At 63.5% G+C, this 14,116-nt stretch carries 10 protein-coding genes; 6 read left to right on the forward strand and 4 right to left on the reverse strand.

The genetic code is table 11. The features are described from left to right. Positions 1-21: 21 nt before the first annotated feature. Positions 22-1,242, reverse strand: a complete 1,221-nt coding sequence (locus KUF59_RS03040; protein WP_212460746.1) for an acyl-CoA dehydrogenase family protein — start codon at positions 1,240-1,242, stop codon at positions 22-24. 329 nt (positions 1,243-1,571) lie between these two features. On the opposite strand from KUF59_RS03040, the gene KUF59_RS03045 reads away from it, so the two are divergent. From KUF59_RS03045 to mtnA, 3 genes are all read left to right on the forward strand, one after another. Then, entirely contained in the window at positions 1,572-1,844 is a 273-nt protein-coding gene (locus KUF59_RS03045) for a phosphopantetheine-binding protein (RefSeq protein ID WP_212460745.1), read from the forward strand. 242 nt (positions 1,845-2,086) lie between these two features. Then, on the forward strand, positions 2,087-2,962 hold the full coding sequence (locus KUF59_RS03050) for an S-methyl-5'-thioadenosine phosphorylase (protein WP_212460744.1): 876 nt from the start codon (positions 2,087-2,089) through the stop codon (positions 2,960-2,962). Positions 2,963-2,978: 16 nt separating this feature from the next. Beyond that, positions 2,979-4,085, forward strand: a complete 1,107-nt coding sequence (mtnA, locus tag KUF59_RS03055; protein WP_212460743.1) for an S-methyl-5-thioribose-1-phosphate isomerase — start codon at positions 2,979-2,981, stop codon at positions 4,083-4,085. Positions 4,086-4,183: 98 nt separating this feature from the next. On the opposite strand, the gene KUF59_RS03060 is transcribed toward mtnA, so the two are convergent. After that, positions 4,184-4,819, reverse strand: a complete 636-nt coding sequence (locus KUF59_RS03060) for an HAD-IA family hydrolase (RefSeq protein WP_212460742.1) — start codon at positions 4,817-4,819, stop codon at positions 4,184-4,186. Between the two features lie 94 nt (positions 4,820-4,913). On the opposite strand from KUF59_RS03060, the gene KUF59_RS03065 reads away from it, so the two are divergent. From KUF59_RS03065 to KUF59_RS03075, 3 genes are all read left to right on the forward strand, one after another. Beyond that, a complete protein-coding gene (locus tag KUF59_RS03065; protein ID WP_212460741.1) occupies positions 4,914-5,675 on the forward strand; it encodes a S1 family peptidase in 762 nt (253 codons plus the stop codon). A 119-nt stretch (positions 5,676-5,794) separates the two neighbouring features. Next, the gene (locus KUF59_RS03070; protein ID WP_212460740.1) at positions 5,795-7,297 is read left to right on the forward strand and encodes a flavin-containing monooxygenase; all 1,503 of its coding nucleotides are present in this window, start codon (positions 5,795-5,797) and stop codon (positions 7,295-7,297) included. A gap of 347 nt (positions 7,298-7,644) precedes the next feature. Next, positions 7,645-10,773, forward strand: a complete 3,129-nt coding sequence (locus KUF59_RS03075; protein WP_212460739.1) for an autotransporter outer membrane beta-barrel domain-containing protein — start codon at positions 7,645-7,647, stop codon at positions 10,771-10,773. A 180-nt stretch (positions 10,774-10,953) separates the two neighbouring features. Here KUF59_RS03075 and KUF59_RS03080 read toward each other — a convergent pair whose 3' ends face one another. Together KUF59_RS03080 and KUF59_RS03085 are read right to left on the reverse strand one after the other, a co-directional pair. Then, a complete protein-coding gene (locus tag KUF59_RS03080) occupies positions 10,954-11,778 on the reverse strand; it encodes an MlaD family protein (protein WP_212460738.1) in 825 nt (274 codons plus the stop codon). A 78-nt stretch (positions 11,779-11,856) separates the two neighbouring features. Continuing rightward, complete coding sequence (locus KUF59_RS03085) at positions 11,857-14,076, reverse strand: acetate--CoA ligase family protein (RefSeq protein WP_212460737.1); 2,220 nt, start codon at positions 14,074-14,076, stop codon at positions 11,857-11,859. Between the last annotated feature and the right edge of the window lie 40 nt (positions 14,077-14,116).

Here is a 14,116-nt window from a genome sequence, read left to right on the forward strand (position 1 = left end):
TCTTGTCGGTCGTGAAGGCTCTTAATCGTGAAGGCTTGCCGGCACGCCGCTCATCAGCGTCGAGGTTGCGGCATTGGCGAGAATGCGGTCGTTGTTGATCATGATCGGCGAGGAGAGAATGTCGCGCAGGTGACGGCCCATGGTGAAGTCGCCGTCGTTGCGGTAGCCGGAGAGGCCCGTCGTGCGCATCGCGTGCATCACGGTCTCGACCGCGAGCTCCGAGGCCTGGACCTTCAAAAGCGTGATCGAGGACTGGAAGTCGAGCGAGCTGAGCGCCCGCTCGTCATGCTCGTGACGGGCGAAGGCGCCGACATTCGAAGCGATGAGCGCGCGAAGTTTTGCGAGCGACATTTTTGCCGCGGTGAAATGGGCAGCCGCCGGCGGCATCTGTCCGCCGGACGAACGTGCCGCCTTGCGGATGAAGGCCTGCGCGCGTTCGACCGCGGCGGTGGCGACGCCGGCCCAGGCCGACGACCAGCACAGATGCGCAAACGGCGTCATGGTCTGGGCGTGGATCTTGTCATAGGCTTCGGGAAATACGCGGTCGGCCGGGCAGTCGACCCGGAGTTCGAAGCCGGTCGAGCAGGTGCCGCGCATGCCGAGCGTTTCCCAGCCGAGCGTGCGCTTCAGCGCATAGTCGTCCTTGGCGAGCGCAAGCAACACCTGGTCGGAAGATGCAGCATCGTTGGCGCGACGCGCGACGGTCACGAGGCCGTCGGCCTCGGCGCCGTAGGAGATCACGGTCGCGTCGCGCAGCAGCGAGATCATGTCGTTGTCATGTCCGACCGCCGCAGCGCTCGAGCGGATATTGCCGCCGTTCTGGCCTTCCGTGGTGGAGGAGGCGAGCAGCCACTGGTCGCGGCCGACCCGGCGCATCATGGTTTCCATCCAGGGAATGCCGTGGCCGTGCCTGATGACGCAGGCGACCTTGGTCTGGTGCATCGCATAGATCATCGCCGTGGAGGCGCAGGCGCGCCCGAGCGTGTAGCAAATATCGGTGACGTCGTAGATCGAGGCGCCGAAGCCGCCGAACTCGACCGGGATCATGACGCCGAGCAGCTTCTCCTCGCGCGCGACTTCAAAGGCCTTGTGCGGAAAGCGGGCTTCGCGGTCGACGCCGTCAGCATCCGTGGCAGCGGCCTTGGCCATCTTGCCGGCGCGCTCGATCAGCGAGGGCATCGGGTCCAGAAAGCTCGCCTGAGCGTCGTGGGCAGGTTGAAGGGTGGCTTCACGCACGTTCATGACTGTCCGCCTCCGGTTCGTCGTTCGAGATCGATCGGCATCAGCCGATGCGTGAACGATCATCCGACCATGTTTGCTTGGGTCCGGAGGCTACGGATTTAATTCAAATTCGTCGACGAAATTGAGGGTAAACAAAATTCAATCGAAGCGAACAGTTAAGGTCTGGTTTGCGGCGCCCCCCAGATTCCTAACATCGGGTTAGCGATTTCGAAGAAGTATAATTTTATTCAACGTGAGCCATCGTTTCCTAAGACAGCTCGGCTATGGTGCCGCCGATTGCAGGACTGGCCTATAACAAGACCGGCCTATAACAATAAGGGAGCTTTCAGATGCAGGCCTTCGAGACCGATGTTCAGAATCGCATCATCAAGCTGGTGCAGGGCATCCTCGCGCAAAATTCGTTGTCTGCCGACGTGACGTCAGCCGCGCGCCTCGTCGACATCGGGCTGACCTCCATGGACATGGTCAATCTGATGCTGGGTGTGGAAGCCGAATTCGATTTCACGATCCCGCAAGCCGAGATCACGCCGGAAAACTTCCAGTCGGTCGAGTCGCTGCTGCGGATGGTGGTGAGCCAGTTGCAGCCGGTGAAGGCGGCGTAGTCTACCGACGTCGTCCTGGCGAAAGCCAGGACCCATAGCGCGGAATCCATCGATCGCGGATGGTGCTAGTCCCAACGACCAATCTTCGCCAAATGACCCGTTGGGGTAATGGGTCCTGGCTTTCGCCAGGACGACACCGAGTGTGTCATCTGCGCTTGCGCTCCTGGCGGTCGGCCATTCCCCGTTCCAAAATCCTCCCAAAACTGGCATAGCTTGCTCCCGTACACAGGGGTGAAGCAGGCATGACGCAGGCGGTATTGGGCATCATCGGGGGCTCCGGCATTTACGACCTGCCGGGACTTGAGAACGCTCGCGAAGAGGTCATCCAGAGCCCCTGGGGCGAGCCGTCGGCGCCCGTGCGACGCGGCAGCATAGCTGGCCTGCCGATCGTGTTTTTGCCGCGCCACGACAAGGGCCACCGGCTGTCGCCTTCCGACATCAACTACCGCGCCAATATCGACGTGCTGAAGCGCGCCGGCGTCACCGACCTGATCTCGCTGTCGGCCTGCGGTTCCTTCAAGGAAAATCTTCCGCCTGGAACCTTCGTCCTCGTCGACCAGTTCGTCGACCGCACCTACAAGCGCGAGAGCTCGTTCTTCGGCAAAGGCTGCGTCGCGCACGTCTCGATGGCGCATCCGGTCTCGCCGCGCCTGCGGATTCATCTTGCCGCGGCCGCGGATGCCGAGGGCATCGCGATCGCGCGGGGCGGCACCTATGTCTGCATGGAGGGGCCGCAGTTCTCCACCTATGCGGAGAGCATGACGTACAAAAATCTCGACTATTCCGTGATCGGCATGACCAACATGCCCGAAGCGAAACTCGCCCGCGAGGCGGAGATTTGCTACGCGACCGTCGCCATGGTCACCGATTTCGATTGCTGGCATCCCGACCATGATGCCGTCACGGTTCAGGATATCATCCGGATGCTGACCTCGAACGCCGACCGCGCGAAAGCGCTGGTGGCGCGGCTGGCAAAGGATTTTCCGCGCGAGCATGAGCCGTGCCCGATCGGCTCGGACCGCGCGCTCGACACCGCGCTGATCACCGCCCCCGAGGCACGCGACCCCGAGCTTTTGAAAAAGCTCGACGCGGTGGCGGGCCGCATCTTGCGGGCTTGAGACGAAAGGCGTTGCGATGAAGGTCGATGGCAAGCATTTTCGCAGCATCTGGCGCGAGCGCGATGGCTGGTCGGTTGGCGCGATCGACCAGCGCAGGCTGCCGCACGAGTTTGTCGTCGCGACGCTGACATCCTGCGAGGACGCGGCCGTCGCGATCCGCGATATGCTGGTGCGCGGCGCGCCGCTGATCGGCGCCACTGCGGCTTACGGCATGGCGCTCGCGATGCGCGAGGACAGTTCCGATGCGGGCCTGAAACGTGCCTATGACACGCTCGTCGTGGCGCGGCCGACCGCGATCAATCTGAAATGGGCGCTGGACGAGATGCGCGCCGCGCTGGCGCCGGTCGATCCGGTGGAGCGCGCGGAAGCGGCCTATGCGCGCGCCGACGAAATCGTCGAGCAAGACGTCGAGATCAACCGCGGCATTGCCGGCAACGGGCTGGCACTGATCGAGGCGATTGCGGCGAAGAAAAAGCCTGGCGAGACCGTCAACGTGCTGACCCACTGCAACGCAGGTTGGCTCGCGACCGTCGACTGGGGTACGGCAACCGCGCCGATCTATCTTGCGCATGAGCGCGGCATCAAGATCCATGTCTGGGTCGACGAGACGCGGCCGCGCAATCAGGGCGCCTCGCTCACCGCCTGGGAGCTCGGCCATCACGGCGTGCCGCACACGGTGATCCCCGACAACACCGGCGGGCACCTGATGCAGCACGGCATGGTCGATCTTGCTATCGTCGGCACCGACCGCGTCGCGGCCAATGGCGACGTCTGCAACAAGATCGGCACTTATCTGAAGGCGCTCGCCGCGCACGACAACAAGGTGCCGTTCTATGTCGCGCTGCCGTCGCCGACGATCGATTTCGCGGTCAATGACGGCATCAAGGATATTCCGATCGAGCAGCGCAGCGGTACTGAAGTCACCGACATGACCGGCCGCACCGCCGACGGTCGGCTGGAAACGGTGCGCATCGTGCCCGAGGGATCGCCGGTCGCGAACTACGCATTTGACGTGACGCCCGCGCGACTGGTGACAGGCCTCATCACCGAGCGCGGCGTGCTCAAGCCCGACCGGGCGTCACTTGCGGCCGCGTTTCCGGAGCGAATTGCGTCGGCGGAGTAAGCGCTCCACATGCGTCATTGCGAGCGCAGCGAAGCAATCCAGACTGTCACCGCGGAGAGATTCTGGATTGCTTCGCTGCGCTGGCAATGACGGAAGAACTAACCCAGCTTCAATCCCGTCGCCGCCTCGAGCTCGGCAATCGCCTGCGCTCCGCTCGTGACCTTGATCGTGGTCATGCCCATTTCGCGCGCGGGCTTGAGGTTGACGCCGAGGTCGTCGAGATAGACGCATCGCTTCGGATCTACCTCTAGCGTCTCGACCATCCTCCGGTAGATGCGCGGGTCGGGTTTGCGCAGCCCGATCTTGGCTGATTCGATGACATGGTCGAACAGCGTCATCACCTCGGCGACGTAGAGCGTGCGCCCGGTCATGCTGCCGATCGCGTTGGCCGGCAGATTGTTGGTGATGCAACCGGTCTTGTGCTGCGCCTTGATGCGCTTCAGCGCCTCGACCATCTCAGGGCGCAGATCGCCTTGCAGCAGCGGCAGCACGTCGCGGCCGCGGACCTCGGCGCCGAGCGCGAGCGATTCAGCCGCGAACAAATGATCGAAGGTTTCGATGTCGACCTCGGCGCGCTCGAATTTTGCCCAGGCGTTTTCGAGGTGATTGGTGGCGTTGGTGCGACGGATGATGTCGGCGGGCAGGCCGCGCTCGGTCTCGAACCGCGTGAACGCCTCGAACGGCGAGGTCGTCAGCACGCCGCCAAAATCCCAGATCACCGCCTCGATCGCCAATGTCTTGTCCTCGCTGATGACAGGCGACGACGGCTAGCATGCGGGGGCGGCCGGGACTAGCCCGCAGCGCTTCCAGCGGCTATGCCATGTCGCCATGAAGACAGCGACATTCTTGTCCATCGCCGCAGCATTGCTGTTCGCGGCCCCGGCAGAGGCTATCGTCAACGGTGGCACGCCGCAGACCGACGGCGTCGCGCGCGCAATCGTCACCATCGTCGGCTCCCGCGGAAACTTTTGCAGCGGCAGCCTGATCGCGCCGAAGCTCGTTCTCACGGTCGCGCATTGCGTGCAGCCGGGCGCCGATTACAAGATCGTCGCCTATGGCGCGGACGGCAAACCGGAGCTTCAGAACATCCGGACGATTGCGATTCATCCCGGCTTCAACATGCAGGCAATGCAGTCGCATCGCGCGACCGCCGATGTCGCGCTGTTGCAGTTGGAAATTCCACTCAAAGGAAAATCGACGGTGCCGGTGGGCTCGCCGCAAATTCCAATTCAGGTCGGCGGCCGTTTCACCATTGCAGGTATCGGCGTCACCGTGCCTGGCGACGGCAAGAGCGGAGGTGCCACGCGCGTCGCAGGCCTCGTTGCAACAGGTAAGCCCGGCACCTTGCAGATTCGTCTCGTCGATCCCGTAACCAACGGTATCAGCGGCGGAATCGGCGCCTGCACAGGGGATTCCGGCGGTCCTGTGTTCGAGGACAAGCCGAATGGTCCCGCTATCATCGGCTTGATCAGCTGGTCGACGGGACCGAACGGCAGTGCCGGCTGTGGCGGACTGACCGGCGTCACACCACTCACGCTCTATCGCGACTGGATATTGCAGACAGCGCGGAGCTGGGGTGCGGCGCTGTGATTTGATCGCGATCTGATCTATGTCATTTTGAAGCGGAAGCGCGATGGGCGACCTGCCTGTCGCGGAGGAAACGCGCTGTCCGGTCAAGGACGGCCACACAAGCAAGGCAAGAACTAACAATGAATGTCGCCGTTCGCACTGCCCAAAACACTAAGCAAGCTTCAGAACATTTCGACGTCTTGATCGTCGGCGCCGGCATCTCCGGCATCGGCAGCGCGTATCATCTGGCAAAGCAGCTTCCCGGCACGAGCTTCGTCATTCTGGAGACGAAGGATACGTTCGGCGGCACCTGGGTCACGCATCGCTATCCCGGCATTCGTTCCGACAGCGACCTCCACACCTTCGGCTATCGCTTCAAACCCTGGGTTGGACCGCCGATCGCCTCGGCCGAAGAGATCCTTGCCTACATGAATGATGTGGTCGAGGAGAACGATCTCGGCAAGCACATCCGCTACAAGCACAAGATCAATTCCGCGACCTGGTCGAGCGAGGAAAATCTCTGGACCATCGAAGCTGTCACGACCGACGCCGGCGAGCTCAAGATCTTCACCGCGAACTTCCTCTGGATGTGCCAGGGCTATTATCGCCATTCCGACGGTTACACGCCGGAATGGAAGGGCACGGATAGGTTCAAGGGCCGCATCGTCCATCCGCAGACCTGGCCTGACGATCTCGATCTCACCGACAAGAAGGTGGTGGTGATCGGCTCCGGTGCGACCGCGGCGACGCTATTGCCAAACATTGCCGACAAATGCGCGCACGCCACCATGCTGCAGCGCTCGCCGACCTATTTCCGGATCGGCCGCAATGCCATCGAGATCGCCGAGGAGCTGCGCCGGCTCCAGGTCGACGAGGAATGGATCCACGAGATCACCAGGCGGAAAATCCTGTTCGAGCAGGACGCGTTCACAAAGCTCTGCATCGCCAACCCGGAAGCGGTCAAGAAGGAGCTGATCGGCCAGATCGCCGCGATCCTCGGGCCGGACTACGACGTCGAGACGCATTTTACGCCAAGCTACCGACCGTGGCGGCAGCGCATTGCTTTCGTGCCGGATGCCGACCTGTTCAAGGGCATCGCCAGCGGCAAGGCGTCCGTCGTCACCGACGAGATCGAGTGCTTTGTCGAGAACGGCATCCAGCTCAAGTCCGGCAAGCTGTTGGAGGCCGACGTCATCGTCACCGCGACCGGCTTCAACCTCTCAACGCTTGGCGACATCGAATTCGAGATCGACGGCAAGCCGCTCGATTTCGGCGACACCGTCACCTATCGCGGCATGATGTTCACGGGCGTGCCGAACATGGTCTGGGTGTTCGGCTATTTCCGCGCGAGCTGGACGCTGCGCGTCGATCTCGTCGCCGACTTCGTCTGCCGTCTGCTCGGGCACATGAAGGCGAAAGGAAAGAAGAAGGTCGAGGTGAAGCTGCGCCCCGAAGACCACAACATGCCGATCCTGCCCTGGATCGATCCGGAAAACTTCAACCCCGGCTACATGATGCGCAACATGAACCTGCTGCCCAAGCGCGGCGACAAGCCGGAATGGCAGCACAGCCAGGACTACTGGACCGAGAAGGATGAGATTCCGAAGGCGAATCTCGACGATGCGGCGTTTGTTTATGAGTGAGATGACGAGTTCGACCGCGGAATCGAAAAACGCCCGATCGAGGGCATCTGGAACGAGCTAACCTCCACGAACGACTGGGCAATTCTGGATACAGGCGCGCCCGCGCGGCACCGCGGCCGCCTACTGTGCATGGGGTTGTTTCGCGCTTCTTTTTTGACGCTGCGACGGATGACCGCGGAGACGGTGCCCGGAATGACAACCGCGCCCCACAAAACGTGGCTCGGTTGCAACATCGCGGCCTGAATCTGCTCCAGTTGTGAGCGAATCCGCCGATTCCCGCATCTGCGTAGTTTCACGGAGGGAACCGGTCGCCTAATTTACCGGCGGCGCCGCTGGGAGCGCCGGGAATGAGGGGCGTTGGGGTGGAAGTTCGGTTGCCATCGCGCGGGCAGGGTGGGCTGTGCCGCGGCACGGCCGTGTCGTCCGTCGTGGCGGTCCTGCTGGGCCTTTGCCTCTCCACGACCGCCCGGGCGGTCTGTACGCCCGACCCAGCCACGAGCGGCCAGACGGTCACCTGCAGCGGCATCGATGTCGACGGCTTTCAGGCTGGCGTCGGCGTCAACAGCCTGACCGTGAATGTGCTGACGGGGGCGACCGTCAACGACAACGGCACGGCGGCGATCAGCGTCAACGATCTCAACGTCGTCACCAACAACGGGACGATCACGGTGGCCTCGGGCCTGACCGGCATCAGCGCCGGCAGCAACAACACCATCACCAACAACGCCGGGATCGTGGCCCTGGACAACGGCATCGGCATCCAGGCCGTGAACAACAACACGATCGCCAATAACGGAACGATTGCGACCGGCGACTTTGGCGTGGCGATCACTGTCTTCGACAACAATACGGTCACCAACAGCGGCTCGCTCATCACGGGAGCCTCGAGCTCGGCCATCTTTGCCGGCGCGAACAGCACCATCACCAATACCGCCACCGGCATCATCACCGCGCTTAACGACTCGAATGCCATTTTCGTAGCGGGCAACAGCACGGTCACCAACGCCGGGTCGATCACGATCGGCGATGCGGCCGCGCTGGGCGCCGGCATCTCCGCGATCAATGATCACAACACGATCACCAATACCGCGACTGGTACCATCACCGTCGGGGATAACTCCTTCGGCGTTTTCATGCAGGGCAATTTTGCCGTCGTGAGCAATGCCGGCACGATCAAGGCAGGCCAGTTCGGTGGCGGCATCGCCGTGTTCGGCGACGATGCGACGGTGACGAACGATAACTCGATCAAGATCGCCGACTTCGGTGCAGCCATCGGGGTGCAGGGAGACCGCGCCACGATCACCCAAAACGGGACGCTCACTGTTGGCTTCGCAGGCGCCGGCATCGCCTATGCCGGTTCTTCGGGTACGATCACGAACACCAAGACGATCTCGGGCGGGGATTCTGCCGAGGGCATCTTCGTGACCGGCGACGGCAATACGGTCACCAACCGCGGGACGATCAACGTCGGTGACGGCGGCGCCGGCATCGACGTGAGCGGTTCGGGCGTGGTCATCAACCAGATCGTCAACACCGGCACGATCACGGTCGGCAACGGCGGCGTCGGTATCTTCGTGAGCGGCGGCGGCAACGTCTTCAATTCGGGTACCATCAATGCCGGAACCGGCACCGCCATCGAGTTCTGTAATTGTGCCAACAACACGCTCACGCTGGGGCCGGGCAGCAGGATCTTCGGTCAGGTGATCGGCGCGGGCACCGACACGCTCCAGCTCGGCGGCACCGGCAATGATTCCTTCAGTCTCTCCGACATCGGTGCCGGCCAGCAGTATGATGGCTTCACGACCTTCAACAAGGTCGACAGCTCCAACTGGACCGTGAACGGCATCGGCAATCAGGACTGGACCGTGCTCGGCGGCACGTTCACTGTGCAGGGCGTGATCTTCGGCAACGTCACCGTCGCTGCCGGTGGCACGCTCAGCGGCGAGGGCGAGATCGGCAACGCCATCATCAATGGCGGCACCTTGGCGCCTGGCAGTCCGACCGGCACGTTCACGGTCAACGGCAGCCTCTCGATGACGACCGCATCGACCTACATGGTCCAGATCTCGGGTGCGAACAACGGCTTTGCTGCGGTCGCCGGCACGGCAACGCTGAACGGCGCCACGGTCGTGGCCGTGCCGGTCGGCACGATCCAGAAGCACTACACCATCCTGTTCGCAGCCGGTGGTGTCGTCGACACGTTCAACCCGGTCGTCGCAGGTCTGTCGCCGAATCTGCACGCGACCCTGAGCTACGATCCGAACAACGTCTTCCTGGATTTCGCGCTGAACTACGGCACCGGCCTCAACATCAACCAGCAGAACGTGGCCAACGCCCTGACGCGCGTCTTCAACACCACGGGCAGCATTCCCGTGGCGCTGGCCAACCTCACGTCCCAGGGCCTGACGCAGGCCTCGGGCGAGCCGGGCACCGGCTCGCAGCAGGCGACGTTCAACGCCATGAACCTGTTCCTCGGCCTCCTGACCGATCCGTTCTCGGCGGGCCGCGGCGGCGGCACGCCCGGCGCCACGCCGTTTGCCGAAGAGGCGAGCGCGAACGCCTATGCGTCCACCGGCAAGAGCGCGCGCGACGCCTTCGCGTCGATCTACCGCAAGGCGCCGGCCGCCGATTTCGACCAGCGCTGGAGCGTGTGGGCGGCCGGCTATGGCGGCTCGCAAACCACCGACGGCAATGCGGCGCTTGGCTCGAACAGCACGACCAGCAGCGTCTACGGCACTGCTGTCGGCTTCGACTATCGCTTCTCGCCTTCGACGATCGCCGGTGTCGCGCTCGCTGGTGGTGCCACCAATTTTGGCGTCAACGGGCTCGGCTGGGGTCATTCCGACCTGTTCCAGGCCGGCGCCTTCGTTCGCCACAATTCCGGTCCGGCCTACATCACGGCGGCGCTGGCCTATGGCTGGCAGGATGTCACCACCAACCGCGTCGTCACCGCAGCCGGCTACGACCAGTTGCGCGCGCAGTTCAACGCCAACGCATTCTCGGGCCGCGTCGAGGGCGGCTACCGCTACGTGACACCTTGGATGGGCGTGACGCCTTATGCCGCGGTGCAGGCGACCAACTTCAATCTGCCGAACTACGCGGAAAACGCCGTTGTCGGCACCAACGCATTTGCGCTCGGCTATGCAGGCAAGAGCGTGACCGACACCCGCACCGAGCTTGGCCTGCGCAGCGACAGATCCTTTGCCGCCTCGAACGGCGTCGTCACACTGCGCGGCCGCGTCGCCTGGGCGCATGATTTCAATCCGGACCGCACCATCGGTGCGGTGTTCCAGACGCTGCCGGGCTCGGCCTTCGTGGTCAACGGCGCGGCGCTATCCCGCGACTCCGCGCTGACCACGGCTTCAGTCGAGATGAAGTGGATGAACGGCTGGTCCGCGATCGGAACTTTTGAAGGTGAGTTCTCGAACGTCACACGGTCCTACGCCGGCAAGGGCATCGTGCGCTACGCGTGGTGAGGTGCTTCACCCTCCCCTGGAGGGGGAGGGTCGATCGCGCGAAGCGCGAGCGGGGTGGGGTGATCTCTCCCCTCGGGCAGTGCGCGGTGTGGAGAGACCGTCACCCCACCTCGGTTCATATTTCGCTTCGCTGCATACGAACCGATCCTCCCCCTCCAGGGGAGGATAAGGGCAGAGCGCTCACTGCTTCTGTTGCTGCGGCGGCCTGCGCGGTGGACGCGGCGGGGCGGGCGTGCCGGCCATCTTGTTGGCGGCCTCGCTGACGTCGAGCAGCATGCGGCGGCCGTCCTCGATGAACGACGCCGACTTCTTCTTCATGCTGTCGGTCATCTCGCGCAGCGATTTGACCTTCTCGAACAGCTCGTCTGCCTTGCCGTTGGCAAGGCTCGGCACCACGCCCTCGATCTTGTTCACCGCGCCATCGATGCTTGCGAACGCGTTCTCGGTCTTGGCCATGATGGCGTCGATCGCCTCGCCCTTGCTCTTGAGGTCGGCGGTATAGTTCTCGAAATTGTGCAGGCCGTCCTTGATCAGGGCCTCGTTGCTGACGATCATGCGATCGACATTGTGCAGGGTCTCGACGATGGACTCGGCATCGCTGAGATCGGCGATCAGCACGGGAACGCCGTCCTGGTCCAGCGGCACCGGGGGCGCGGCGGGCGCGCCGCCGATCAGCGACACTGCGGCAACACCGGTCAAGCCCTGAAACTCGATGCCGGCCACCGTGTCCTTGCGGATCGGCGCGTTGTTGTCGAGCATTACCAGGGCCACGACCTTGCGCGGATTGTCCAGCTTGATCGACAGGATCTGGCCGGCCGGAACGCCGTCAAAATTGACAGGGCCGCCCTTGCGCAGGCCGCTTGCAGAACCGCCTTCGTACACCACGCGCAGCAGGCTGCGCTGCTGGGCCGTGCGGAATTTCTGCACGGCGAGCACGCTGCCGAACGCCACGGCCATCACGGCCAGCGTCACGGTTCCGATCACCAGGTTGCTCTTGCGCGCCATCGCTCCTCGGCTCTCGACCCCTGATCTCACGGAGTCGGCAGCCGATTTTATGGGCAAAGGCGGCCAAGTGGAAGACGATCAATGCCTCGCTGCCCGCTTTGCTGCGGCATTGTTAAGGACGATGAGCGCGTCCACGGCGACGCCGGTTTTGGGGTTGATCAGGAACGGATTGATGTCGATCGAGGCAATACGGTCGCCGGCATCCGCGATCAGGTTGGACAGCCCGACCAGCGCCTTCACCGCCGACGCCTGATGCAGGGCCGGCTTGCCGCGATAGCCCGCCAGCTTGATGCCGGCCTTGGTGCGGCCGATCAAGGCCCGCGCTTCCGCTTCGTCCAGCGGCGCCCCCGCTAGTGCTACGTCCTTCAACAGCTCGATATCGATTCCGCCGGTGCCGAACAGCACCACCGGTCCCATCTCGGCGTCGAGCGAAGCGCCGACCACGAGCTCGAGATCGGCCTTGACCTGCTGGGCGATCAAAATGCCCTCGAGCTTCGGCTTGCCTTTCAGCTTCTTCACCCGCGCGGTGATGCCGTTGAACGCCTTCTTCACCTCGGCGGCGCTGTTGAGGTTGAGCACCACGCCGCCGATGTCGGATTTGTGCAGGATCTCCGCGCTGACGACCTTGGCCACAACGGGAAAGCCGATCTGCTTGGCGAGCTTGACGGCCTCTGCCGCTGTCTGGGCGATGCCCTCTTTCGAGATCGGAATGCCATAGGCCTTCAACAGCTTCTTGGAGGCGACTTCATCGAGCGCCGCTCCCTGCGCCTGCTTCAGCGTCTTCTCCAGTACGGCGCGGGCGGATGCCTTCGAGCCCGATACGATGTCGGGCACTTCCTTGCGCAGCCTGGCATAGTCGAGCAACGACTCGATCGCGGTCACCGCGCGGTCGAGGCCCTGCATGACCGTGATATGCGGCAGCGACTTGCGCAACCCCTTGGTGAACTCGGTGAAGCCGATCGACATCGCGCTGATGTAGATCACCGGCTTGCCGGCCCGGCTCGCCATGTCGTCGACGATCCGCAAGTTCCGCTCGCGCAGCTCATGCGGTGCCTTCGGCAGCTCGGCGTCGATGATGACGACGTCGATGTCGGGATCGTCGATCATCAGCTTGATCGACTTCATGTAGACGGACGGATCGACCACGGCGGCGAAACCGGCATCGAGTGGATTGCCGACAATCGAGCCGGGCCCCAGCATTTTTGCAAGCTCCCCGCTGGCATGCGGGCTCAGCGGCGCAAAATTCAGGCCGTCCGCGTAGAATGCATCGATCAACATGCCGCGCTTGCCGCCGGACAGCGAAACCGCCGCGAGCCGATTGCCCATTGGCACGGACGCGTGCACGAAGCACTCGGTAGTCTCGATCAGTTCGTCCAGACCGCGCACCCGGATCACGCCCTCGCGTGTTGCGATCGCGTCAAAAGTTTCGATGGAGCCGGCAAGCGCCCCGGTATGCGCCATGGCCGCCGCGCGGCCGCCTTCGGACGCACCGAGCTTGAGCGCGATCACCGGCTTGCTCGCCGCGCGCGCGGCCTTGCAGGCGTCGCGGAACGCCTTGGTGTTCCGCACGCCTTCGAGATAGACGACGATGACGCGGATGCTCGGATCTTCAGCAAAATAGCGCATCAGGTCCGGTGTCTCGAGCCCGGTCTCGTTGCCCGTCGTGACCATGTAGCCGACGCCGACGCCGCGATCCTCCAGCGCCTGCCGGATCGCCATGACGATGGCGCCGGATTGACCGGCGATCGCCACCGCGCCCTGTTCCATGGTCACGACGCGGTCGTCGATATTGGTGAAGAGCTTTTCACCGGCGCTCAGGTTTCCCAGACAATTGGGACCCGTGACCGCAAGCCCGGTCTCGCGCACCGCTTGCTGCAATTCGCTTGCGAGCTTCTGGCTCTCATCGTCCTGCAGTTCGCTGAAGCCCGAGGTCACGATGGTGGCCGAGCGCGCGCCGGCCGCGGCCGCATCGCGGATCACCTGCACGGCGAAGCGCGCCGGCACCAGCACCAGCACGTGATCGGGTTTTTCGGGCAGGCTCGCAAAGTCCTTGTAGCAGGTGACGCCCCAGATCGCCTCGCGCTTTGCGTTGACGGGATAGAGCCCGCCTTCGTACTGGTACTTGACGAGATTGTTCCAGATGCGCTCGGCATAGTTGCCGGGTTTGTCGGTCGCGCCGACCAGCACGATGTTGCGCGGGTGCAGCATCGCGTGAATGCCTTTGACGACGTCGCTGGCATCTGATGCAGGCGACCATGGGCTCGGAGAAACGGATGCTTTGGTCACCTGAGCTTCCATGGCGCGTTCCCTACATTTTGTTAGCTGCGCCGTTCTCGGC

Source organism: Bradyrhizobium arachidis, from assembly GCF_024758505.1.
In the GTDB taxonomy this organism is placed as follows: Bacteria; Pseudomonadota; Alphaproteobacteria; order Rhizobiales; family Xanthobacteraceae; genus Bradyrhizobium; species Bradyrhizobium manausense_C.